This window comes from Janthinobacterium sp. P210005 (genome assembly GCF_036231865.1).
In the GTDB taxonomy this organism is placed as follows: Bacteria; Pseudomonadota; Gammaproteobacteria; order Burkholderiales; family Burkholderiaceae_D; genus Janthinobacterium; species Janthinobacterium kumbetense.
In genome coordinates, this window is sequence record NZ_JAZARC010000005.1 from 27394 (window position 1) to 50129 (window position 22736).

The 22736-nt window shown below is 62.0% G+C and carries 19 protein-coding genes and 1 tRNA gene; 8 read left to right on the forward strand and 12 right to left on the reverse strand.

All coding sequences use genetic code 11. The features are described from left to right. Positions 1-4: 4 nt before the first annotated feature. Positions 5-460 (forward strand): hypothetical protein, encoded by a 456-nt coding sequence (locus VPH40_RS19370; RefSeq protein WP_099664668.1) that lies wholly within the window; start codon positions 5-7, stop codon positions 458-460. Here VPH40_RS19370 and VPH40_RS19375 read toward each other — a convergent pair. The 11 genes from VPH40_RS19375 to cysS form a co-directional block, all read right to left on the reverse strand. Continuing rightward, positions 457-1602 (reverse strand): FAD-dependent oxidoreductase, encoded by a 1146-nt coding sequence (locus VPH40_RS19375; RefSeq protein ID WP_328574261.1) that lies wholly within the window; start codon positions 1600-1602, stop codon positions 457-459. The two genes, VPH40_RS19370 and VPH40_RS19375, sit on opposite strands and share 4 nt — an antisense overlap. Continuing rightward, on the reverse strand, positions 1602-3788 hold the full coding sequence (locus VPH40_RS19380) for a LodA/GoxA family CTQ-dependent oxidase (protein ID WP_328574262.1): 2187 nt from the start codon (positions 3786-3788) through the stop codon (positions 1602-1604). The genes VPH40_RS19375 and VPH40_RS19380 overlap by 1 nt, the downstream gene beginning before the upstream one ends. A 47-nt stretch (positions 3789-3835) precedes the next feature. After that, positions 3836-4195, reverse strand: coding sequence for a hypothetical protein (locus VPH40_RS19385; protein ID WP_099664671.1), 360 nt, complete (start codon positions 4193-4195; stop codon positions 3836-3838). Beyond that, a complete protein-coding gene (locus VPH40_RS19390) occupies positions 4192-5895 on the reverse strand; it encodes a tyrosinase family protein (RefSeq protein WP_328574263.1) in 1704 nt (567 codons plus the stop codon). The genes VPH40_RS19385 and VPH40_RS19390 overlap by 4 nt, the downstream gene beginning before the upstream one ends. Positions 5896-5962: 67 nt before the next feature. Beyond that, positions 5963-8008, reverse strand: a complete 2046-nt coding sequence (locus tag VPH40_RS19395; RefSeq protein ID WP_328574264.1) for a multicopper oxidase family protein — start codon at positions 8006-8008, stop codon at positions 5963-5965. Between the two features lie 338 nt (positions 8009-8346). Beyond that, positions 8347-8439 (reverse strand) — tRNA-Ser (locus tag VPH40_RS19400). A gap of 110 nt (positions 8440-8549) precedes the next feature. Beyond that, on the reverse strand, positions 8550-9797 hold the full coding sequence (locus VPH40_RS19405) for an aspartate kinase (protein ID WP_099664679.1): 1248 nt from the start codon (positions 9795-9797) through the stop codon (positions 8550-8552). Positions 9798-9993: 196 nt separating this feature from the next. Continuing rightward, a complete protein-coding gene (gene tilS / locus VPH40_RS19410) occupies positions 9994-11412 on the reverse strand; it encodes a tRNA lysidine(34) synthetase TilS (protein WP_328574265.1) in 1419 nt (472 codons plus the stop codon). Between the two features lie 145 nt (positions 11413-11557). Continuing rightward, positions 11558-12532 (reverse strand): acetyl-CoA carboxylase carboxyltransferase subunit alpha, encoded by a 975-nt coding sequence (locus VPH40_RS19415; protein ID WP_034756951.1) that lies wholly within the window; start codon positions 12530-12532, stop codon positions 11558-11560. Positions 12533-12586: 54 nt separating this feature from the next. Beyond that, positions 12587-13300 carry a DNA-3-methyladenine glycosylase family protein gene (locus VPH40_RS19420; RefSeq protein WP_369811602.1) on the reverse strand — a complete coding sequence of 238 codons (714 nt, stop codon included), beginning with the start codon at positions 13298-13300 and terminating at the stop codon, positions 12587-12589. Further along, a complete protein-coding gene (gene cysS, locus VPH40_RS19425) occupies positions 13297-14694 on the reverse strand; it encodes a cysteine--tRNA ligase (protein WP_328574266.1) in 1398 nt (465 codons plus the stop codon). Before cysS ends, VPH40_RS19420 begins: the two co-directional genes overlap by 4 nt. Positions 14695-14973: 279 nt before the next feature. Between cysS and VPH40_RS19430 the strand changes: the two genes are divergently transcribed. From VPH40_RS19430 to VPH40_RS19445, 4 genes are all read left to right on the forward strand, one after another. Further along, the gene (locus VPH40_RS19430; protein ID WP_099664682.1) at positions 14974-15603 is read left to right on the forward strand and encodes a peptidylprolyl isomerase; all 630 of its coding nucleotides are present in this window, start codon (positions 14974-14976) and stop codon (positions 15601-15603) included. Positions 15604-15676: 73 nt separating this feature from the next. Further along, positions 15677-16168 carry a peptidylprolyl isomerase gene (locus tag VPH40_RS19435; RefSeq protein WP_070221314.1) on the forward strand — a complete coding sequence of 164 codons (492 nt, stop codon included), beginning with the start codon at positions 15677-15679 and terminating at the stop codon, positions 16166-16168. An 86-nt stretch (positions 16169-16254) separates the two neighbouring features. Beyond that, positions 16255-17010, forward strand: a complete 756-nt coding sequence (locus tag VPH40_RS19440) for a UDP-2,3-diacylglucosamine diphosphatase (RefSeq protein ID WP_099664683.1) — start codon at positions 16255-16257, stop codon at positions 17008-17010. Between the two features lie 69 nt (positions 17011-17079). Further along, the gene (locus tag VPH40_RS19445; RefSeq protein WP_328574267.1) at positions 17080-17823 is read left to right on the forward strand and encodes a DUF72 domain-containing protein; all 744 of its coding nucleotides are present in this window, start codon (positions 17080-17082) and stop codon (positions 17821-17823) included. Here the strand turns inward: VPH40_RS19445 and VPH40_RS19450 are convergent. After that, a complete protein-coding gene (locus VPH40_RS19450; protein ID WP_328574268.1) occupies positions 17820-20087 on the reverse strand; it encodes a hypothetical protein in 2268 nt (755 codons plus the stop codon). The genes VPH40_RS19445 and VPH40_RS19450 overlap by 4 nt on opposite strands. 214 nt (positions 20088-20301) lie before the next feature. Between VPH40_RS19450 and VPH40_RS19455 the strand changes: the two genes are divergently transcribed. Genes VPH40_RS19455 through VPH40_RS19465 form a run of 3 tightly spaced genes read left to right on the forward strand, consistent with a single transcriptional unit; the run spans position 20302 to position 22549 of the window. Next, a complete protein-coding gene (locus VPH40_RS19455; protein WP_077402228.1) occupies positions 20302-20682 on the forward strand; it encodes a GntR family transcriptional regulator in 381 nt (126 codons plus the stop codon). After that, on the forward strand, positions 20679-21551 hold the full coding sequence (locus VPH40_RS19460) for an ABC transporter ATP-binding protein (RefSeq protein WP_289906649.1): 873 nt from the start codon (positions 20679-20681) through the stop codon (positions 21549-21551). Before VPH40_RS19455 ends, VPH40_RS19460 begins: the two co-directional genes overlap by 4 nt. Beyond that, the gene (locus VPH40_RS19465) at positions 21548-22549 is read left to right on the forward strand and encodes a hypothetical protein (RefSeq protein ID WP_251351931.1); all 1002 of its coding nucleotides are present in this window, start codon (positions 21548-21550) and stop codon (positions 22547-22549) included. The genes VPH40_RS19460 and VPH40_RS19465 overlap by 4 nt, the downstream gene beginning before the upstream one ends. Positions 22550-22736 lie beyond the last annotated feature (187 nt).

Consider the following 22736-nt stretch of genomic DNA (forward strand, 5'->3'; position numbering starts at 1 on the left):
CGCCATGCCGAACGACATCCTCTCCATCAGCGCCCACTGCATCGATAATCCGGCCTGCATTTTCACGGGCAGCGACATGCGCATCGAGGTGGTCATCAAGAATATCGGCAATGGGGAAGTCGGCTATCCGCTCCAGTACATGCAAGCGCGGGGGCCCAATATGCGCCTGATCGACAACGCGAGCGAACAAAGCCAGGTATTGAAGACGGGCCTGGCCAATCACGCGCTCAAGCGCGCCTTCACCCCCATCGCGCCGGGCCAGTCGATTGCGCTGCAAAGCGTCATCAAGCATACCGAGCTGCGCATGTTCCGTACGGAATTCGTCGACGTGACGGCCGAAATCGGCGTCTCGGCCGGCATCCAGACGGCGGGCAGCGAGGAAGCGCTGCCGTTCAAGGGCGGCGCCAGCCTGAAGATCATCGGCAGGGATACGCTCGAACGCGAGGCGCAGCGCCGTTAATCCGCTAGCGCACCCGCATGCAGCTGGCGCCAGAACGGCGCGGCGGGCCAGCGCTGCTCCCAACCGTAGTACTGCTGGCGCTGCGCCAGGTAATCGGCGTAGCGCTGCGCCACCGTGTGCGCCACCGCGTCCAGGGCGGCGTGGCCGGCGATGGCGCCAGCGGCCGCCATGCCGTTGGCGAGCGCCTTGACGATGCCTTGCGAGGTGACGGGATCGTAGGCCGAGGCGGCGTCGCCGATGGCCAGCCAGCCGTCGCCATGCAGTTGCTCGAGGCAGTAGGACGGCGCGGGAAAACTCTGCACGCCGCCTGCCAGCGGCACCGCGCCGCGGGCCAGCGCAGCCGTATTGGGCGCGGCCGCCAGCCCTTCCAGCCAGTGCGCGGCATGCTGCAGGCGCCGCGCCTTGACGGTGGCCGCGTCGCTGTAGAACGCCAGCAGCATGGTGGCGTCGGGCAGATGGGCGCCATACCACCAGCCGTGTTCGACCGCTTCCAGGTGCGTCAGGCCGGAACGGGGGCCGTCGGGCGCGGCGAAGCGCATGGCCAGGCAGACCAGCGGCAGCGTCTCGACCTTGCGGCTGCCGCGCTGGCGCGCGAAGACGGCGCGCGTGCCGCTGGCGTCGACCACCACATCGGCATGGATGCTGGCCGGGCGCGGGTGCGCCGGATCGCCCAGCATCAATTCCAGAGTAAAACCGCCGTCTTGCGCCGGGGCCGACGCGGCCAGGCTGGCGCGCAGCAGCACTTCCGCCCCGCGCAAGCGCGCCTGGCGCGCCAGGAAGCCATTGAAACGGGAACGCTCCAGGTGCCAGCCATGGCCCAGCGGATGCAGCAGCGCGTCGTTGTAGCCGCGCTTGTCGCTGCCCCACCAGGAACAGCTGCCATGGCAAGGCGCGTGCGCCTCGGCGAAAAAATCCTGCGCAATGCCCAGCGCCTGGAATAGACGGTTGGCCTCGGGCGGAATGCTTTCGCCGATGCGAAATTGCGCGTAGTCGCCCGCCTCGATCACGAGCACGTCGTGCACGCCATGCTGCGCCAGCGCCAGCGCGCAGGCGCAGCCCGCCGGGCCGCCGCCGATGATGGCGACCCGGTAGCGCTGCCGCGATGGCCCTGCCGCGCCGGGACTGTCTGCAACCGCCGCCATCAGGGCTTCGGTTTCGGCTGCGACTTCGGCCGGTACACCTTGTCGATGGCCGTATTGCGCCAATACTCGACCAGGTTGCTTTCATCGCTGTCGAACAGGCTTTCGACTTCCAGGTAGTAATCCTTGCAGATGGCCTTTTCGCCCGCCTTGCGCGCAATCGCCGTGCTTTGCACGACCACGCCGATGCGGTGCCAGTTCAGCAGGAACTGCGCGCGGTCCTGGTAGCGGCCCACATGCATGGCGGGCCGGTCGATTTCCGCATTTTCCGGGGTGGTCGACGGCACCCCATCGGCCCGCGTGCCCTTGCCGCGCACGGAATAGCGCGGCGTCGCCAATTCGCCGCCATTGGCGACGACGTCCTCGTACGTGTACACGGCCACGGGCCGCTGCGCCGGCCAGGAGGAATACAGCAAGGTATTGTAGCCATTGCCATTGAGCGCCGTGGCCGCATCGATCGCCTGCTGGTTATTCAGCACCGTGCCGCCGGGATTCGGGTCGGGCAAATGCGTGGCGCACGAGTTGTAATCGGTATGCCACGGCAAGGCCATGAACTTCGACACGTCGCCGGGCTGCACCTCGCCGCCGCGCAGCGGCATGTAGCCGGCGCCGAGGAAAGGCTGGTCCCTGACGGCGGCCGCGTAATCGAGATGCTGGGCATTGAGGCGGAACGGGCCGCCGGCATCATGGCGCCGCCACGCCTGCCGGTACAGGCCGGGGTCGCGCACGATAAAACCCATCTCGATGCCGGGGCTGTAGCGGCCGCCCAGGCAGTTGAACAGGACCGTACGGTCGAGCGCTTCGCCCGCGCCCAGCAGGAAATCACCGCTGTCGGCCACATACTGGCCATGCGCCCACTGCTCCATGAAAAAATACTGGGCCCGGGTCAGGGTCAGCAGGCTGCTGCCCGCATCGCCCAGCGACAGCGGCATTTGCGGCTTCAGCGACGGCGCGCCCGTCTGGTCGGGATGGCGGATGAAATTCATGATCGGGTAGGTCAGGCCTTCCGCCTTCATCTTGCCCAGCAAGTCGTGCTCCTTGATCGCCCTGGCCGGCAAGCTGGTCGTCCAGCGCTGGAGCGACGCCGCGCGCAGGATGGGCTGGACATCGGTGCGGAAATTGCTCCGGTAGCCCGCCTGGTAGCGGCCGTCCGCATGGACGGCGGGCCGCAGCGCCATCTTTTCCAGCCAGGTGCAATACAGGTCGTCCCACAGCGATACGACGTTCGCCGTTTGCGGCGCGTACGACGGGTCGCTCGAGATCACCCAGGCACTGCCCTCGACGCTGCGCGCCGTGCCGTCGGCAAAGAGCAGCATGGCCGTGACGGGACCATCGGCCACGTCATCGAACCAGTTGTCGTTGTTGACATTGTCGTGCAGGATGGCGGCGGCCGAATAATTGCCATGCGCGTCGAAGCCGCAGGCCTTGCCATAGCCGCCCAGCACCAGCAATCGTCCATTCTTTTCCGTCGTGATGGCGCCCAGCGAGGCGATGATGGCGCCAGGGCCTTGCGCCGGCGCGCCAGGCTGCCCGCCGCGCGGGAACGACACGGGATAGTCGGGCAGGCTGCGCACGGCGCCGCTGGCCGCATCCGCGCACGACGGCGGCGTCGATGTGTCGAACTGCTGCACGCCTTGGCGCGAAGCCTGCACGGTGCGCGGTCCGGGGTCGATGACCAGCAGCTTCAGGCGCAGCGGGTCGGCCGGCGTGCCGAAATGCGGCGAGCCCGGCTCGCCAAAGTGCGGATTGCGCAGGGCTGGCGCGCGCTGGTTTTCAAACGGCGCCACGCCGTCCCCGCCCTCCCAGCTATTGGCTTTCTTGTTGGCCAGGTGCACGGTCCAGACGATGTCCTTGACGATCTTGCCATCGACCATGCTGCCGATGGCCACTTCGGCCGCCGCGCCCCGCCGGCCCAGCGGGTAGCTTTCCACGCCGTCCGCCGCGTCGAACGCATACTGGTAAATGCGGAAGCGGGCCGCCTGCCGCTTGAGCTTTCCGCCGGCGTCGCGCAACTCGGTGCTGGCGATGGTCGTGTCTTCCGTGCCGGGCCGGATCGGCAAGCCTCCCGTGCCATCCTGGCCATCGAGCGGCATGCCGGCCAGGCTTTCCGGGCCCAGATAGTATTCTTCGCTGTTGCCGACGCGGGCGATGCCGATGGCCGGATGAATTCTCAAACCTGTGTATGCCATGCTGAACTCCTGATCATCAAGGGTGTCTGTGCCGGTTGGCCTGAGAGTCACGGCTGCATGCCGTCCCTGACCCACTGGTCGAAGATATCGATGCCTTCCTGCGGCATCGGCCCGTCGGGCGGCATCGGATGCGGCGCGGACATGACATACTCGCCTTCCCGCCCTCCCGGCGCGCGCAGGCGGTGCCCGGCGTCCACCAGCCATTTTGCGTTGCGGCTGTCATAGTCGTAACCGTGGATGGCCACCTGGATTTGCCAGGCAAACGCCTTCACGCTCGCATAGTCATTCAGGTATAGCCGCTGCACGCCCGTCGACTCGGGGTTCGACAGCTTGATCTTGTTCATGTCGGCCACGTAGCGGGAAAACAGGCCCTGCACATCGCGCTTGAAGCTGGTCCGTTCGTTCATGGCTTGCTCTCCTCATACGTGGGTTCGGCAGGTTTGCGGCGGTCGACGACCTGGATCACGGGCGTGGAAAAATCGCCTTGCCGTATCAGGCCGCGGCCCTTGTCATTCGTGGTGATGGCCGCCGTGATGCGCCAGGCCTGCCTGCGCTTCTTGGGAACCAGGCTGTCGACGATGCCGGTGATATCCGTTTCGATGACATATTTATCATGCTGGTGGGCGCCGGACAGGGCCCAGTGGCTGGTGCTGGTGACCAGGTAGCGGTCGCGGAACGCCTTGTCGCCGATGCGCGCAGTCACCTTGGCGGGATACAGGTAGATATCGGCCTGAAAACTGTAGTCCTCGTCCGCATGCGCGCGGTCCAGCACCATGTTCGCCCGCTTGTCGCCGGCCACCCGCCGCGCCGGGATCGTGTAGGCGCTGGTGACGGTGAGGTCGGGCCTGGCGACCGCGCCATCGGCCGCATCGTCGCTGAGCAGGGCGGCGAACAGGCTTTTCTGGTTGTCGCCGAATACAAACCCCGCCTGCTGGTGCCGGTCGATCAAGGCCTGGATATCCTTCTTGCGGGCAAACTCGCCACCATAGCGCGGCTGGAAGCCATAGCCTTGCCGGAGGGTGTCGAAGTACAGCACCGCCTGGCCCATGTTGGCCGTATAGTCGCCCGAATCGCTGCGCTGGGCATCGCCGCTGCCGGCGCTCCAGCCGATGGGCCGTGGCAAGCTGGCGTCCTGTTCGCTGCGCATGAACGCCGTGCGCCCGCTGCCGCGTATGCCGGCGTCGCCATGCTCGTCCAGCCACTTCTCGAAACTGTAATCGAGGAAATTATGGAAGGCATAGAACAGCGGATCGAGGCCGGCCGTGACGTTGTCGCCCATATTGCCGCCCATGTAGGTGGCGTGCATGTGATTGTGGATCTTCGTCTCCAGGTTGCCGCCGCCCAGGCTGCCGTATTCGTCGCCGCCAAAATCGGCCCAATCCATGTAGTAGATCTGGTAGGCCAGCAAATTGGGCGAAGCCGTGGCCAGCGAGCTGTCGAGCCCCTCCCTCTTGCGCGTGGCATCGTACAGCGGCGAATCGACATCCTCGAAGGCTTTCGGATAGCGCACGCCGGAAGGCTTGCGGGTGAAGTTCCAGTACGGCAGCGCAACGTTGCGCGTGCTGGGGCCACGTTCGCCGTTCGGGTCGGCCGCCTGCAGGGCTTGCTCGTAAAAGTACAGCTGCGCCCGGTGCCATTGCAAAAAGGTGTTCTTCTGGTGCTCGCACTCGCCCGGGAATTCCTCGTGGGCATTGTCCTCGGTCGCCACCTTGTCGATGAAATAAGCAATGTCGCAACTGTTGCGCGTCGGATCGCCCAGCAACTGCTTCAGCCTGTCGCCGGGCAAGGCCGCCTGGCGGTCATTGAAGACGTCGACGGAGGTACAGTTATGCACCCAGGCTTGCCACAGGAAGCCGCGCCGGTCATACACGTTTTCCTGGCTCTTGCGTTTCATCTCGCTCACCGCATGCTTGAAGGCGTCAAGCTCGGCCGGGGTCAGCTCATCGATATTCTTGCGGTAGCGCACGACGCGCGCGCCACCCGGCTCCGCCTGGGCCTGCAATTCTGGACGGCAAGATACGCCAGCCTGCGCCTGTACCGCGGTGCAGACGCCCGCGCACAGCAAGCCGGCCAGGAGGGGAAGGATGGAAGTTTTCATGCGTAACATGGGCAGTTGCTCCAGAGGCAGGTTGGGAAAGGCGGAAGCGCGCCGGACGCGCTGCCGCCAGGAACGGTCAGTGTCCGTGTCCGCCCGCGTCGCCGCCGCCCTTGCCATCCGGCAGTACCACCTTGACGTTTTGCATCATGCCCTGGTCTTCATGTTCGAGGATGTGGCAATGCAACACGTATTCGCCGATGTAGCGCTGGTAACGCGTGGCGATCTCGATCTTGTGCTTTTCGATCACCAGCAAGGTGTCTTTCCACGTGCCGATCAGGTCCTTGTATTGCGCATCGACCGCGCCGCCGTCGGTGCGGGTAATGCCGATGATCTGGAAGGGGTTGACGTGGATATGGAAGGGGTGGCTGCCATTCTTCGAAGCGAGCTCCCAGATCTGCTCGGTGCCCAGCACCAGCGTGTGGTCGACGCGGTGCGGGTCATAGACATACTTCAGCTCGGGTATCGGCGAGTCTTCCGGCTTGCCTTCCACCATGAAGCGGGCCTTGCCGCCCAACTTGGCGATATTGAAGGTCACATACTCCTTCTTCTTGCCACGCATCGCGTCCTTTGCCGCCGCGCTGAAGCCCGCATGCGGGACGAACTTGCCGAGCTTGAGACCATTCTCCAGGTCGCCAAGGATCGTGCTCTTGACGCTATCGGGCAACTGGGCGCCGGGCAGGCTCTGGACGGCATTGCGCAACTCGGCCAGCAGGAAATCGCGCGGCGACTCGCCCGACCTGACGCGTGCGGATGCCTTGGCGTTGGTCCTGGCGGCGATCACGCCGATCAGGCGCGTGTTGTTGACGTCATGCATCGTCGTCATGTTATTGACGTTGGTTTCCGCATATACGCAATAGGCGCCGGCTTTCGGCAGCGAGAACAGGATATCGCTGCGGTAGCCCGGCTGCAGGTAGTTCAAGGTCTTGGGGATGATCCTGTCGTGCGTCAAGCCGTCGCTGGCCACCTCGAACTGCGTGACGTCCTCGCCATCGCATAGCTCCATCACGTCCTTGTCCTGGTTGGCCACGCCCAGCGCCTTGAACAGCTTTTGCGGATCGTTCGCGCGGCGGATGCGCAGCACCACGGTTGCCTGGAAACCCGTGTCGATCATGCGCCAGCGGTACAGGCGCTGCGTCTTCATCTTCAGCACCGGCTGCACCTTGCCGTTGACGGAGGTATAGCGGCCCGACTTCAGCCAGGCATTCGGATCGTTGACCTGACCGAAATCCTCCAGCACGCCTACCCCGTCCGTGGCGCACGGCGTCGTCGGCGTCAGGCTGTTGCTGGGGCAGTCATAGGGAATTTGCTGCAGCAGCATCACCTCGCCGGCGCTGCCGCTGCCATCGTCGGGCTGGAATGGCTTCAGTATCACATCGAGGTCGCCATTCGCCGTGGCGCTCGGATAACGGTCGCCTTCGACCACCAGCGCGCCGGCCATGCCGCTGGCGACCTGCATCGCCGTCGCGCCATGCTGGTGCGGGTGATACCAGAACGTGCCGGCCGGATGGTCGATGGGAATATTGTATTCGTACTCGAAATCCACGCCAGGCTTGATCGATATCAACACGTTGTCGCTATTGCCCGAGGGCGAGACCCACAGACCATGCGAGTGCAGATTGGTATCGTTGAAGCAGCCAAGCGGACGCGCTGCATTGATATCGCTCGTCGCGCACTGCTCGTCCGGCAGCGCCGGCAACTGGTTATGCAGCTTGAAGCGCACGGTTTGCCCCGGCGCCATCACCACGGTGGGCGCCATGAAGGTGGCCGCATTCTCGTCGCGTCCATCGAGCGCCAGGCCGTCCGTCTGCTGGTAGGAGCGCAGGCGCACCTTGTCATGCTTGGCCGTGGTCGGGTTATAGATGCTGCCGTTGGCATAGCGGATGTACAGGTCGTACGCTTTCTCGTACTCGTCGCGCTTGCTCGCCGCGCGGTTGGCGGGCCTGGCGCGCGCCTTCAGCTTCGGCGGCTCCTGCAGCAGGCGCAGCTCGAGTTTGGGCACGGACTGCAGGTTCAGGTCGACATTCAGATTGACCGTGCTTTCCGCGGCGAAGGCGGCACTGCAAGCGAACGGCATGGCGGCCAGGCACAGCGACACATACCTGCGGGGAAGGCGGTGGGACATGACAACTCCTCGATTGGACTGGACAATGGAAGCATGGCTGGGCATGCGTATTTTTATTAATAACATTGCCATTATCCATAATGACAAAGAGTCAATACTCACACTAAGTCACTTGTTGTATTTATTGCTGAGGTAACTGGGGCCGACGGGCGAGCTGGCTGCTGGAGCCTGAGATGGGGGGACGGCGTTGGCCGCTGCGCGGCCAACGGCCCGCGCGGAGCGCGGTGGTTGGGCGATTCGGAGGGGGCTGGGCCGGCACGGCCCCGCCCTTCGAATCCCACAGTTCCGTCCAGACAAATAAAAAAGCCTCCCGCAGGGGAGGCTTTTTTATTTGATTCTGGCGGAGACGGTGGGATTCGAACCCACGATACAGGTATAAGCCGTATGCATCCTTAGCAGGGATGTGCCTTCGGCCACTCGGCCACGTCTCCTAGCTGATTACTCAACTATGTCTCTGTAGCTAACTGCGCTGCAGCGACGAACGTCATAATATCGATTGCCCCCCCTTTGGTCAAGGGCGTGGGGCAATATTTTTGGATATTTAAGCTTTTTCCAGCTCGAACGCTTTATGCAGCGCGCGCACGGCCAGTTCCATGTACTTTTCATCGATCAGCACGGAGATCTTGATCTCGGAAGTGGAGATCATCATGATGTTGATGCCCTCTTCCGACAAGGTGCGGAACATTTGCGATGCGACGCCGACATGGCTGCGCATGCCCACGCCGACGACGGACAGTTTCGACACTTTCGCGTCGCCCGTGATGCTGGCCGCGCCCAGCGATTCGCGGTTCGCTTCCAGCACGGCCAGCGCGCGCGTGTATTCGCCGCGCGAGACGGTGAAGGTGAAGTCCGTTTTACCGTCTACCGACTGATTCTGTATGATCATGTCGACTTCGATGTTCGCGTCCGCCACCGGTCCCAGGATGTGGTACGCCACGCCTGGGCGGTCGGGCACGCCGAGCACGGTGATTTTGGCTTCATCGCGGTTGAAGGCGATGCCGGAGATGACTGCTTGTTCCATGTTTGTATCTTCCTCAAACGAAATCAGGGTGCCTGAATTGGCTTCTATTTCCAGCGGCAACATCGGGTCGGTCAGCGACGACAGCACGCGCGTGGGAACGCGGTAGTTGCCGGCAAATTCCACCGAGCGCGTCTGCAGCACTTTGGAACCCAGCGAAGCCAGTTCCAGCATTTCTTCAAAGGTGATGGTCTTCAGGCGGCGCGCCTCGGAGACCACGCGCGGGTCGGTCGTGTAGACGCCGTCGACGTCCGTGAAGATCAGGCATTCGGCCGCCTGCATGGCGGCGGCGATCGCCACGGCCGAGGTGTCCGAACCGCCGCGGCCCAGGGTCGCGATGTTGTCGTGTTCGTCGACGCCCTGGAAACCGGTAATGATGACAATCTTGCCTGCATCGAGGTCGCGTTTGACTTTTTCGTCATCGATCGACTGGATGCGTGCCTTGGTAAAGGCGGAATCGGTCTTGATCGCGACCTGCCAGCCAGCATAGGATACGGCTTGTTTGCCGATCGCCAGCAGTGCCATCGACAATAGGCCGACGGACACTTGTTCGCCTGTCGAGGCGATCATGTCAAGTTCACGGGGATCGGGTTGATCCATGATTTCCTTGGCCAGTCCAATCAGGCGGTTGGTTTCGCCCGACATGGCGGATGGCACCACCACGATTTGATGCCCGGCGTCGTGCCACTTGGCAACGCGCTTGGCGACATTCTTGATACGGTCAGTCGAGCCCATCGACGTACCGCCATATTTGTGGACGATTAAAGCCATAAGAGTGAAGTTTCCGCTCAAGAAGAATAAAAAAGGAGGGCTTTACTCTACATGCCGCAATGCAAAATAACAAGCTAAAAAGCGCATTAGCTCATACCGATTGCGTATATGGAAATAACCAATCCATGCAGTCCAGCTGGCTTGAGCAGCCGCTTGGCAGCCACCCCGGGAGTGGCCGTGGCGGCTGCCCTTACGCTCAGCAGGAGACCCAGCGCAAGGCCACGCGGGGACGATCCAGCAGGCTCAGGCAATGGCAATCGAGGCCAATACCAGCCGCGAACAGCAATTGTTGCGCCGCACAGACAAGGGGCAGGCGTTCGCGCTCCCAGGCGGGCACGTCAAACGCCTGGTAATGGTATTTCAAGCTCTTGGTGGGACGGTTCAAGGCCAGTTTCAAACGCTCGCCGCCCTGGCGGAAATCGATCGTCAAGGTTTGAGATTGCAACCAGGCAATATCGATACCCTGCCCGCCCTCGTCCACCGCATCGAAATGCAGCACGCCGCCATACGCGGGAAAGGCCAGGCTGGCCTCGCCTTTCCATGCAAACTCCTGGCCGGCTTTTTCCAGGCCGGGAATGCCCGCATCGTCACGCTCGCGCATGCCGGCCAGGTCGTCGAGCTTCGGCGTCAGGTACAGACGGTCGCGGTGGCGCCGCACGTGGCATTCGGGATGCGTGACCAGCAATTGCGCATCGGGCCGCGCCTCCAGCAGCTGCGCCAGCATTTCCGCCAGCCACGCCGTCGACGGCATGCGCAAGCCGCGCGTGCCGAACCAGTGGCGCAGCAGGTTGTAGCAGCGGTCCGCGCTCAGCGCGCGCAATTTCGCCAGTTCGATGCAGTCGCCGTCGAGACAGGCGGCCAGATCCTGCGTCGCCAGTTCCGTCAACAGGCGCTGCGCCGATTGCGCGTGCTGGGCGCTGCGGGCGAAGCGCTCCTGGAAACCGGGAAACGCCTGCGCCAGCACAGGCATCACCTGGTGCCGCAAGGCATTGCGGGCGAAGCGGGGATCGTCGTTCGATTCGTCGTGGATGTGCGCGATCGCATGTTTCACCACATACGCTTCCAGTTGCCTGCGCGACACTGGCAACAGCGGGCGCGCCATCACCAGATCCGGGTTGCCCAGCAGCTCGGGCGCGCTGTTGGCGCCATCCATGCCGGACAAGCCCGCCGTGCCGGAGCCGCGCAGCAATTGCAGCAGCACGGTTTCAGCCTGGTCATCCTGGTGGTGCGCCGTCAGCAGCAGGCGCACGCCGTGCGCGGCGCACAGTTCGCCCAGGGCCGCGTAACGGCGCTTGCGAGCCGCTTCTTCCGTGCCCGTCTTCGCATTCTTTTCCAGCGTGACCTTGCGTGCCTCGAAGGCGATGCCCATGCCGGCGCACAACTGCGCGCAGTGCGCCAGCCACGCATCCGCGTTCGGGCTGAGGCCATGGTGCACGTGGAACGCGTGCAGGGCCACGCCGTGCTCTTGCGCCCAGGCATGCGCCAGGTGCAGCAGGGCCGAGGAATCGAGGCCGCCGCTCAGGGCGATGCCGACCGTCTCGCCGGCTTGCGGCCCGCAGGTTTCCAGCGCGCTGGCAAAGATATCGGCGACGGTGGCGGTTTGTTGCTTTTTCAATGTGGACTCCGGGAATGCAAAGAGGGACAGGCTGCTAAACGGATGGTGTCGTTTAGCGGACTGTCCCTGGTGTTTTACTGTCTTGTCGGCTTACGTCTTGTCGGCTTACGCTGCGCTAAGCCGACCTACGCCGACCTGCGACGGCTTACTCGCTCGGCGTGGTTTCCTTGAACTTGCCGTAGCTCAGCAGTTTTTCATGGCGCGCGGCCAGCAAGTCCTTGGTTTTCATGCCGTGGAACTGGCGCAGGGTGTCGGCCAGTGCGCGTTTCAGCAAGGTCGCCATCTGTTTCGGATCGCGGTGGGCGCCGCCCAGCGGTTCGTTGATGATCTTGTCGATCAGACCCATGGCTTTCAGGCGGTGCGCCGTCAGGCCCAGCGCTTCGGCCGCGTCGGAGGCGCGCTCGGCGCTCTTCCACAGGATCGAGGCGCAGCCTTCCGGCGAGATCACGGCATAGGTCGAGTATTGCAGCATCAGCACGGCATCGCCCACGGCGATGGCCAGCGCGCCGCCGGAACCGCCTTCACCGATGATGGTGGCGATCAGCGGCACCTTGAGTTCCGCCATCACGTACAGGTTGTGGCCGATGGCTTCCGACTGGCCGCGCTCTTCCGCGTCGATGCCGGGGAAGGCGCCTGGCGTGTCGACGAAGGTAAAGATAGGCAAGTTGAACTTTTCAGCCACTTTCATCAGGCGCATGGCCTTGCGGTAGCCTTCCGGCTTCGGCATGCCGAAATTGCGCATGGCGCGCTCTTTCGTGTCGCGGCCCTTTTGATGGCCGATGACCATGCACGGCTGGCCGTTGAAGCGGGCCAGGCCGCCGACGACGGACAGGTCGTCCGCGTAGCTGCGGTCGCCATGCAATTCGTGGAAATCGGTAAAGATTTCATTCACATAATCCATGGTGTAGGGGCGCTGCGGGTGGCGCGCGATCTGCGCCACTTGCCAAGGGGTCAGCTTGGCGTAGATATCCTTGGTCAGTTGCTGGCTCTTCTTGGCCAGGCGGTCGATCTCTTCCGAGATGTCGACGGCCGAATCGTCTTGCACGAAGCGCAACTCTTCGATCTTGGAATCGAGTTCCGCGATCGGCTGTTCAAAATTGAGGAAAGTCGTTTTAGTCATTGTACCTCCAGGTTTTACCGGCCACGGCGCCAGGGCGCGCGGCGTCATCTATGTTTATTTTACCGTACCGGCTGGTGCGCCGGGGGCTGTATCGGATGCGGCAGGGGCGGCTGCAGGGTCGAGACTGCGCCACAAATACCACGTCGCCACGGTGCGCCACGGTTCCCAATTGGCGGAAACTTCGCGCGCATCGCTGCGGGAAACTGGTTCGCCGGAGAAATAATTGACGCTGATGCCCTGGATCAAACCGGGGTCGTCGAGCGGCAAGACATTCGGCCGGAGCAGATTAAATATCAGAAACATCTCGGCTGTCCAGCGGCCAATGCCGCGGATCTGCACCAGTTCGGCGATGACGGCTTCGTCATCCATCTGGTCCCACTGGCTCGCGTGCACGCGCTTGGCCTTGAAATGGTCAGCCAGGTCGAGGATGTATTCGGTCTTGCGTTTGGACAAACCGCAGGCGGACAACTGCTCGGCGCCTGCCTTCAACACTTGCGAAGGCGTGCATTTCGGGCAAGCCAGCAGCAGCTTTTTCCAGGCAGCATCCGCCGCCTTGGGCGTGATCTGCTGTCCCACCAGCGAACGGGCCAGGGTGGTAAACGGGTCGCTATGGCCGACCAGGTGCAGGTCGCCAAATTGCGGGATGAGCTTTTTCATGATGCGGTCGCGCTTCATCAGCTCGATCTTCGCCTCTTCCCAGTAATGCGGCACCTGGATCACCTGCGCCGCCACCGGGGCTTCCCCGTTTTCCCTGGACGTTGGCATCATGCGCGGCGCCAGTTGGTCGAGCCGTCAGGCTTGTCTTCAAGAATGATGCCCGCAGCCAACAATTCGGCGCGGATCTTGTCGGACTGGGCAAAGTCGCGCGCCTTTTTCGCCGCGCTGCGCGCCGCGATGGCCGCTTCGATGCCGGCCGCCTCATCCTGGTCGCCGTCAGCGGCGCCGACGGTGGCTTGCAGGAATTGCTGCGGCGTGCGCTCGAGCAAGCCGAACACGCCAGCCAGCCCCTTCAATTGACGGGCCAGGGCGGGCGACTTGCTCTTGTTGACTTCCGTTGCCAGGTCGAACAGGGCGGCCACGGCCAGCGGCGTGTTGAAATCGTCATCCATCGCTTCGCGCACGCGCACGGCATGGGCTTCGCTCCAGTCGATGGCGCCCTCTTCCACCGCCACGTCGGCCAGCGCCGTGTACAAACGGGTCAGGGACAGGCGCGCGTCGTCGAGGTGCACGTCCGAGTAATTCAGGGGGCTGCGGTAGTGCGCGCGCAGGATGAAGAAGCGGATCACTTCGGCATCGAACTTTTGCAGCACTTCGCGGATGGTGAAGAAGTTGCCCAGCGATTTGGACATTTTTTCATTGTCCAGGCGCACGAAACCGTTATGTATCCAGTAATTGACGCTGGTATGGCCGAACGCGCCTTCGGATTGGGCGATCTCGTTTTCGTGGTGCGGGAATTGCAAGTCCGCGCCGCCGCCATGGATGTCGAATTGTTCACCGAGCAAGGCGCACGACATGGCCGAGCACTCGATATGCCAGCCCGGGCGGCCCTTGCCCCACTTCGAATCCCATTTGACTTCTTCCGGCTCCGACTCTTTCGACGACTTCCACAGCACGAAGTCGAGCGGATCGCGCTTGCCCGTGTTGACGTCGACACGCTCGCCCGCGCGCAGGTCGTCGAGCGACTTGCCCGACAGCTTGCCGTAGTGGGGGAAGTTGCGCACGGCATAGTTCACGTCGCCATCCGCGCCCTGGTAAGCCAAATCTTTGGCTTCCAGCTGTTCGATCAGGCGCAGCATCTGCGGCACGTATTCCGTGGCGCGCGGCGTGTGGTCGGGCGTCAAAATGCCCAGCGCGGCCGTGTCTTCATCCATGTAGCGGGTGAAACGCGTCGTCAGCTGGGAAATCGTCTCGCCGTTTTCCACGGCGCGGCGGATGATCTTGTCGTCGATGTCCGTAATGTTGCGCACATAGGTGACGTCGAAGCCGGACGCCTTCAGCCAGCGGTAAATGACGTCGAACGCCATCATCATGCGCGCATGGCCGATATGGCAATAATCGTAGATGGTCATGCCGCATACGTACATGCGAACCTTGCCCGCTTCCATCGGGACGAATACCTGCTTCTCGCGAGCCAGGGTGTTGTAAATCTTTAGATTGCTCATCGTGCTTTGCAAGTGGAGCGGTCGCCAGCCTGGCAAAACGACAGACAGGCGCGGACACCGGGGGTGCCGCGCCACAGAACTGCCGTGTGCGCCGAAGACTGTACGACCCGCTATATTGTTGTTCTTGTTTGTTAGAATTAGGGCGTTAGCGGTCAAGTATAACATTGATAAAAACCATACTGGCCCGATATGAATCAGGTTTTTACGATGTTCAACCGAATTTTCACTTCTTTACAATTAAAGCAAGTTTAAAGAAAAATAACGATCAAGGACGCCTTCATGCAAGAAATCAAATCGAAACGCCTGTCTTTCCTGGCCCGCTTTTGCACCCTGTTTGCCGGCCTGACCCTGGGCAGCGCCGTCGTGGCAGCCGCTCCGGCGACCGCCGTCGACCCAACGCCGCACGTGGCCCTGAAAACCAGCATGGGCGAGATCGTGCTGGAACTGGACCAGGAAAAAGCACCGAAAAGCGTGGCCAATTTCCTGCAGTACGTCAACAGCGGTTACTACAAGGGCACCGTATTTCACCGCGTCATCGATGGCTTCATGATACAGGGCGGCGGCTTCGACAAGAACATGAAGCAGAAACCGACGAAAGCGCCGATCAAGAACGAAGCGCAAAACGGCTTGCAGAACGTGACCTACAGCATCGCCATGGCGCGCACGGGCGACCCGCATTCGGCCACCGCGCAATTCTTTATCAACGTCAACGACAACGGCCCGCTCGACTACCCTGGCCGCGACGGTTTCGGCTACACGGTGTTCGGCAAAGTCGTCAGCGGCATGGACGTGGTCGACAAGATCAAGGCCGTGCCCGTGGCGGACAAGGGCCCGCACCAGAACGTGCCCGTCACCCCCGTGGTGATCGAATCGGCGACTTTACTCAAGACAGCGCCCGCAAAACTGTAAAATAGCGTTTTTGCGGTGCCCGCCTGCCTGGCGCCGCTGAATCAATTATTCATCCAATTTATTAAGGATTATCATGACCTCCGTCATCATCACCACCAATCTGGGCAAGATCACCGCTGAACTGGACGCCGAGAAAGCGCCGAAAACGGTTGCCAACTTCCTGGCCTACATGCAAGCCGGCCACTACGACAACACGATTTTCCACCGCGTCATCGACGGCTTCATGATCCAGGGCGGCGGTTTCGAGCCAGGCATGAAACAAAAGCCAGCCGACACCACCGTGGAAAACGAAGCCAAGAACGGCCTGAAAAACGATACCTACACGCTGGCCATGGCCCGCACGTCGGATCCGCACTCGGCATCGGCCCAGTTCTTCATCAACATCAAGAACAACAGCTTCCTCGACTACCCAGGCCAGGACGGCTGGGGCTACGCCGTGTTCGGTAAAGTCACCGACGGCAAGGAAGTCGTCGACGCCATCCGCGCCGTGAAAACCTCGCGCGCCGGCATGTTCGCCGATGTGCCAGTCACCGATGTCATCATCGAAAAAGTCGAAGCAGTTTAATTCGGCCACTGCACCATGACTAACAGGCATTGCAGCGTTTGCGCCTCTCCATGTACATCACTTTTTGGGAGCGTTGAACGATGACAATGCCTGCCGCACTCTTTATTTCCGACCTGCATCTGCAGAGCTCGCACCCGCGCACCAGCGCGGCGTTTCTTTCTTTCCTGGAACACCATGCGCAATATGCGCAAGCGCTGTATCTATTAGGCGACCTGTTCGAATACTGGGCTGGCGACGATGACCTGGAAGACCCGTTCAATGCGCGCATGACGGCCGCCATCCGCGCCGTCAGCGATGCGGGCGTGCACGTCTACTGGATCGCCGGCAACCGCGACTTTCTTGTCGGCTCCGGCTTTGCCGCCGCCGCCGGCGCCACCCTGCTCAGCGAACCGCACGTGGCCACGCTTGCCGGCCGGCGCATCGTCTTGCTGCATGGCGACGCCGAATGCACGAAAGACGTCCAATACATGGAGTTTCGCGCCATGGTGCGCCAGCCTGCCTGGCAAAAACAGTTCCTGTCCATGCCGCTGGCGCAGCGCAAGGCGATCATCGACGGCTTGCGCAAAAGCAGCCGCGAGCACAATGGCGAAAAAACCATGGACATCATGGATGTCACGCCCGATGCCGTAGCACAAGTATTTGCCGAACACGCGAGCACCGTCATGATCCACGGCCATACGCACCGCCCCGCCCTGCATAAAGTTGACGAAACCTTGCGCTATGTCTTGCCCGACTGGGAATGCGACGTGACGCCGCCACAACAGCCGCGCGGCGGCTGGATCGCCATCGATGCGCGCGGCAACATCACGCGCCATGACTTGAACGGCGATATCATCGACTAGGCTGGCGCCGACTGCGGCACGGGCGTTTGTCCGATAGCCGAACCCGCCTGGCCTTGCTGTAATCGCAGCATGCATACTCATTACGTCGGCACGGCCGGCTGGAGCCTGTCCAGCGCCGCCGCCAGCCGCTTCCCCCTCGATGGCAGCCACCTGCAGCGCTATGCCCAGGTGCTGGACTGCGCGGAAATCAACAGCTCTTTCTACCGCTCGCACCAGAGCGCCACTTACGCGCGTTGGGCCGCCAGCACACCCGAGCACTTCCGCTTCAGCGTGAAATTGCCGCGCAGCATCACGCACGAACGGCGCTTGCGCAACTGTGCGGCCGAACTGGATCGCTTTGCGGGAGAAGTCACGCAACTGGGAAATAAATTGGGCTGCGTGCTGGTGCAGCTGCCGCCCAGCCTGCATTTCGAGGCGGACGTGGCCGCGCAGTTTTTTCAGGCGCTGCGCCAGCGCTTCGGCGGCATGCTCGCTTGCGAGGCGCGCCACCCAGGCTGGTTCGCGGCCGAGGCCACCGAACTGTTGACCGTGCAGCGCATCACGCGCGTGCGCGCCGATCCACCCGCCGGCCAGCCGGGGCCGCACGTGCCGACGACGGAAGTGGCCTACCTGCGCCTGCACGGCAGCCCGAAAATATACTATTCCGACTACCCGGCCGATTGCCTGGTGGCGCTAACCGCTGAATTGCACGCACAAATGCAGGCGGACAACTGGTGCATCTTCGACAACACGACATCCGGGGCCGCCCTGTTCAATGCACTGGAATTGCAGGCGCGGCTGAGGGATGCAGCAGCCGCGCAATTGCGTCCCTAGGGCAAGGGCGCCTGGATCACGGCCTGCGCGGTAAAACCATACAGCACGCCATTGCCAATGGTGAAGGTGCTCAGTACAGGAGAACCCCAGCCTAGTTGCGGCGTGGAAATTACACCGGCGGTGTCAATTCTGCGTAGCGCGTCCTGGCTCCCCGTGTACAGATTGTCGTTGGCATCTATTGCCAATGGAAAATAGTCACTAGCCATCAGACTTCCGGTTCCCGGCGGACCATCCTTTCCATCGCTCCGCAAGGAAGTGCCGGCAAAATGGCTGACATCCCCATTCTGTGCCACCTTGAAGATCACATGATGCTGGACATCTTCAAAGTAGAGCGCTCCGCGGCGGTCAACGGCCAGACTGGCGGCTGAAATATAGTCGCGCGTGCCTGTCTTTCCATTCAGTGCCTTCATGGCATTATCGTATGGCATAAACAGGGCAAACTCGCCGCCCGAAGGGCGCCGGTAGATACCATGGCCTGCATTGTGCACCCAATAAATATTGTTTTGCTGGTCGATCGCCAGCGCGAAGCGCGTGCCATGCGAAGTTGGTAAATAATCAATGCTGGATACCTCGCCCTGCTTGTTAATCTTGCGCAACACGAGCCGAGGCTGCTCATGGAACTGGTCAGCAAAATACAGGTTGCCTTCCTTGTCGAACGCCATGGCCACCGGCCCCTCCAGGGTCGCGGTGCCACGCCCGCCATCGACCCCGCCGTCTTTTCCCGCAATACCCGCAAAGATACTGACCAGACCATCGGCCGTCACGCGACGGATGACCTTGTTGACATCATCGGCCAGGTAGACATTCCCCGCGCTATCGGCCACGACGGCTCTCGCGTAGCCCAACGTCAAGCGGGCGGCAGCGCCACTACCATCGACGAGGCCGATATGTCCCGGCAAGGCCGGCAGGGTCGACAGCTTTCCATCCTGATCCAGCCTGCGCAGCATATGCCGGCCCAGGTCATATACGACCATGGCACCGGAAGGCTCCAGCACCATTTCAGTGAGCTGTTTGAAGCCTGCTGCCTGACCGTTCGCATCAGGCATGGCAGCACCGAGCAAGGTCGTCACCTTGCCGTCTGCCTGCACTTTCCGGATGCTGCCGCCGTCGGCCAGCAATAACTCGCCATCGCGGTTGAACTGCATGCCGCGAATGCGGAAAAAGCTGGCAGCGCCACCGATACCGTCGACAGAAGAATTCTGCGAGCGGTTCCCCGCCACCTTGACCGCCATGCCATTCTGGATGCGGAATAGATAAGAACCCGTGGCATCCGCAAAATAAACGCTGCCAGCGGAATCAAGCGCAAGTCGGCCCACTCGTTGAAAGTCGCTGCTGACTTCAGGCATGGGAGAAAATGTCCACGCCAGGGTGCTGACCATGCCGTTCGCAGCGACGCGGCGTATGGCGTTTTTATGCATATCGACCAGCAGCACATCGCCATTCACATCGATGGCCAGACTGCCAGGCAAGCCAAAGCGGGCTTGCTCTTTCTGCCCATCTACATACGCAGACGCCGGCTCAAGATCATCAACCTCACAACTGCTGCGCCGCTGGCCAGCAACCGTACTAACCACACCGGCCGGCGTGATCTTGCGCAGCACGGCGTGACAGTAGTCACTCACATAGAGATTCGCCTGGCGATCAATTGCCAGACGGGAACCCTCGATGAAGGAAAACGTGGCGCTCGACACCGGGCCGTCATCCACGCCGCGCTTGCCCATTACGCCCGCATACACGCTCAAGCTGCCGTCAATTCCCATTTTATGGATGACCTGATTGCCCGCATCGGCGATATAGTAGTTACCAGCGGCATCGCGGACCATCCCTGCCATCTTTTGGATTTTCTCCTGCACCCCTGCCAGCAAGACCGGCAGGCAACGCACGGCCAGGGTATTGACATCCGCGTTGCCCATGGTCGCCGCGCCTTGCGCGATGCTGCAGCCCAGCCCCTCGGAGGCGCTGTCGACCTTGCCTTCATAACTGGCGCCCGCCGCCAGCTTGCCGGCAAAACTGAACGCACCGTTGGCCGTAACGGTTACTTTATCCGCGCCGTTTGCCAGCACGACGCTGGCGCCTGGCAGCAAGCCGCTGACCGTGCCTCCCAGCAGGTATCGTGGCGTTTCGACAGGTGCTACGGGCATGGCCGTGCCACCGCTGGAACCGCCGCCGCAAGCGCTCAGTCCGGCCAGCAGGGCGATGCCACAGCTGGCGCGTCTGAACAGGTTTTGCAACTCGTCATATCGATTGATCATTGCTGCTTTCATGGTAAGTGGCGACGATATTCGCCAGAAGCTATCAAATAATTTTTTCAAACACGCAACATTATAGTTTCCACATGGTTAGAAATCATCGAACTGTTGACATTTGCATTTTCACTGTTATAGTTCACTACAACACCAACCCAATACACCACGGAGCTTCGATGCCTACAGCACTTTTTACGCGCCGCGCCGCCCCGCCCTTGTCGGAGCGCATCCCATGAGCGCGGAATGGAACGACAATAGCCCCATCTACCGCCAGCTCAAGGCCAGGGTGGTGGGCATGATGCTCGATGGCGTGCTGCAGTCCGGCGACGCCTTGCCGTCGGTGCGCCAGGTGGCGGCCGATTATCAATTGAATCCCATCACGGTCTCGCGCGCCTACCAGGAACTGGTCGACGATGCCCTGGTGGAAAAACGCAGAGGACTCGGTATGTATGTCTTGGAAGGCGCCCGCGACAAATTGCTGGCCAGCGAACGCGAACGCTTCCTGCGCGAAGAATGGCCAGCCTTGCTGGAACACATCACCCGCCTGGGCCTTGATCTCGATCAACTGCTGCAAGCGAGCCGCGACGGCGGCGCACACGGAGAGAACGCATGAATGCATTGAACAAGGACAGCGTCATCAGCGCGCGCGGCCTGCGCAAGCAGTATGGCAAGCAGGTGGCCATCGACAACATCAGCTTCGATATCGCGCCGGGGCGCATCGTCGGCTTGATCGGGCCTAACGGTTCCGGCAAGACCACCACCCTGAAAGCCATCCTGGGCCTGACGGGCTTCGATGGCGACTTGTCCGTGCTGGGGCGCGATCCCCGCGTGCAACGCGACGCGCTGATGGACGACGTGTGCTTCATCGCCGACGTGGCCATCCTGCCGGGCTGGCTGCGCGTGGCCGACGCCATCGATTTCGTTGCCGGCGTGCATCCACGTTTCGACCGCAGCAAGGCCGAACGCTATCTGGCCCACACCAAGCTGTCGCCGAAGATGAAGGTCAAGGCCATGTCGAAAGGCATGGTGGTGCAGCTGCACCTGGCGCTGGTGATGGCCATCGACGCCAAACTGCTGGTGCTCGACGAGCCGACCCTGGGCCTGGATATCCTGTACCGCAAGCAGTTCTACCAGAACTTGCTGGAAGACTATTTCGATGAAAACAAGACCATCGTCATCACCACGCACCAGATCGAGGAAGTGGAACACATCCTCAGCGACCTGATGTTCATTCGCGACGGCAAGATCGTGCTGGCCTCGAGCATGGAAGAGGTGGGCGAGCGCTATATCGAGGTGATGGTGGGCCCGCAGCACGTCAATCCGGCACGCGCCCTGCAGCCGATCAGCGAACGCAGCGTGTTCGGCAAGTCCGTGATGCTGTTCGATGGCGTCGCCCGCACCCAGCTGGCTGCCCTCGGCGAAGTACGCACGCCCAGCCTGGCTGACCTGTTTGTCGCGACCATGAAAGGATCGTACCAATGAGTATTTCCCCTGTAAACAAGATGCAATGGCTGCTCCGGCGCGAGTTGTGGGAACACAAGGGCATGCTGGTGTGGACGCCTGCCCTGATCGGCGTCGTCATGACGGTGCTGGGCGCCCTGATGGCGGCCGCGACCGTCGCAAAGACCAAAATGCACACGGCGCTCATCGTCAATGGCGAGGAAATTTCCTGGAGCACCGTCTTCAATACGCGCACCTTTGGCCCGCGCCGCACGGAAATCATCGACGCCGTCGCCAACAACTATACGTACGCGGCCGCACCGCTGTTCCTGGCGCTGGGCTTCCTCGTATTTTTCTATTGCCTCAGCGCCCTGCATGACGATCGCCGCGACCGCAGCGTGCTGTTCTGGAAATCGCTGCCCATCTCGGATGCGCAGACGGTGCTGTCGAAAGCGGCCATCGCCCTGCTGGTCGCGCCGCTGATCGTGGCCGCTGCCGCCAGCCTGACGTCGCTGGCCCTGATCCTGATCCTCAGCGGCGTGCTGGCGGCCAACGGCATCCACGTGTTTGCCGAACTGCTGGGCTCTTCCGGCCTGTACCTGGGACCGCTGCGCGTGTTTGGCTTGCTGCCCGTGTATTGCCTGTGGGCCTTGCCGACTGTCGGCTGGCTGCTGATGGTATCGAGCTGGGCCAAGTCGAAAGTCTTCCTGTGGGCCGTCGGCGTGCCGTTGCTGCTGCTCATCCTGACAGTCTGGGCCGGCAAGCTGACGCAGACGGAAAGCGATGTCAGCTGGATACAGATGAATGTCATCGGACGTGCCCTGCTGGGCACCCTCCCCGGCAGCTGGTATCTGTTCGAACCGGAACTGCTGCCGCGCATGCACGCCCTGGCAGAGGGGGGCTCGCACATGACACGCATCGATGTGTTCAGCAATTCCTGGTCCAGCCTCGCCTTGCCGGCCGTCTGGCTCGGCGCGGCGGCAGGCGCGGCACTGATTTACGCCGCCATCCGCCTGCGCAGCTGGCGCGAGGAAGGCTGACAGCGCACTAGCTCTTCCCCCTCAAAAACGCCCCGCCCGTCGGGGCGTTTTCTATTCCTGCGCTGGCAAAACATCTGAAAATAATAACTACCTTTCTGATAGTGATTATTAAAAAATTCCCTCCCTGAATAAAGACTATTCATTCGATAGCATCAATCCGATATAAAAATTACAAATAATTATTTCT

Excerpts from the sequence above, each read along its gene's own strand:
- VPH40_RS19370 (WP_099664668.1), top strand. The coding sequence starts at position 5 with ATGCCGAACGACATCCTCTCCATCAGCGCCCACTGCATCGATAATCCG.
- VPH40_RS19375 (WP_328574261.1), bottom strand. The coding sequence starts at position 1,602 with ATGGCGGCGGTTGCAGACAGTCCCGGCGCGGCAGGGCCATCGCGGCAG.
- VPH40_RS19445 (WP_328574267.1), top strand. The coding sequence starts at position 17,080 with ATGCATACTCATTACGTCGGCACGGCCGGCTGGAGCCTGTCCAGCGCC.
- VPH40_RS19415 (WP_034756951.1), bottom strand. The coding sequence starts at position 12,532 with ATGACTAAAACGACTTTCCTCAATTTTGAACAGCCGATCGCGGAACTC.
- VPH40_RS19395 (WP_328574264.1), bottom strand. The coding sequence starts at position 8,008 with ATGTCCCACCGCCTTCCCCGCAGGTATGTGTCGCTGTGCCTGGCCGCC.
- VPH40_RS19420 (WP_369811602.1), bottom strand. The coding sequence starts at position 13,300 with ATGATGCCAACGTCCAGGGAAAACGGGGAAGCCCCGGTGGCGGCGCAG.
- VPH40_RS19430 (WP_099664682.1), top strand. The coding sequence starts at position 14,974 with ATGCAAGAAATCAAATCGAAACGCCTGTCTTTCCTGGCCCGCTTTTGC.
- VPH40_RS19390 (WP_328574263.1), bottom strand. The coding sequence starts at position 5,895 with ATGTTACGCATGAAAACTTCCATCCTTCCCCTCCTGGCCGGCTTGCTG.
- VPH40_RS19405 (WP_099664679.1), bottom strand. The coding sequence starts at position 9,797 with ATGGCTTTAATCGTCCACAAATATGGCGGTACGTCGATGGGCTCGACT.
- cysS (WP_328574266.1), bottom strand. The coding sequence starts at position 14,694 with ATGAGCAATCTAAAGATTTACAACACCCTGGCTCGCGAGAAGCAGGTA.
- VPH40_RS19435 (WP_070221314.1), top strand. The coding sequence starts at position 15,677 with ATGACCTCCGTCATCATCACCACCAATCTGGGCAAGATCACCGCTGAA.
- VPH40_RS19440 (WP_099664683.1), top strand. The coding sequence starts at position 16,255 with ATGCCTGCCGCACTCTTTATTTCCGACCTGCATCTGCAGAGCTCGCAC.
- VPH40_RS19385 (WP_099664671.1), bottom strand. The coding sequence starts at position 4,195 with ATGAACGAACGGACCAGCTTCAAGCGCGATGTGCAGGGCCTGTTTTCC.
- VPH40_RS19380 (WP_328574262.1), bottom strand. The coding sequence starts at position 3,788 with ATGGCATACACAGGTTTGAGAATTCATCCGGCCATCGGCATCGCCCGC.
- VPH40_RS19450 (WP_328574268.1), bottom strand. The coding sequence starts at position 20,087 with ATGAAAGCAGCAATGATCAATCGATATGACGAGTTGCAAAACCTGTTC.
- VPH40_RS19455 (WP_077402228.1), top strand. The coding sequence starts at position 20,302 with ATGAGCGCGGAATGGAACGACAATAGCCCCATCTACCGCCAGCTCAAG.
- VPH40_RS19460 (WP_289906649.1), top strand. The coding sequence starts at position 20,679 with ATGAATGCATTGAACAAGGACAGCGTCATCAGCGCGCGCGGCCTGCGC.
- VPH40_RS19465 (WP_251351931.1), top strand. The coding sequence starts at position 21,548 with ATGAGTATTTCCCCTGTAAACAAGATGCAATGGCTGCTCCGGCGCGAG.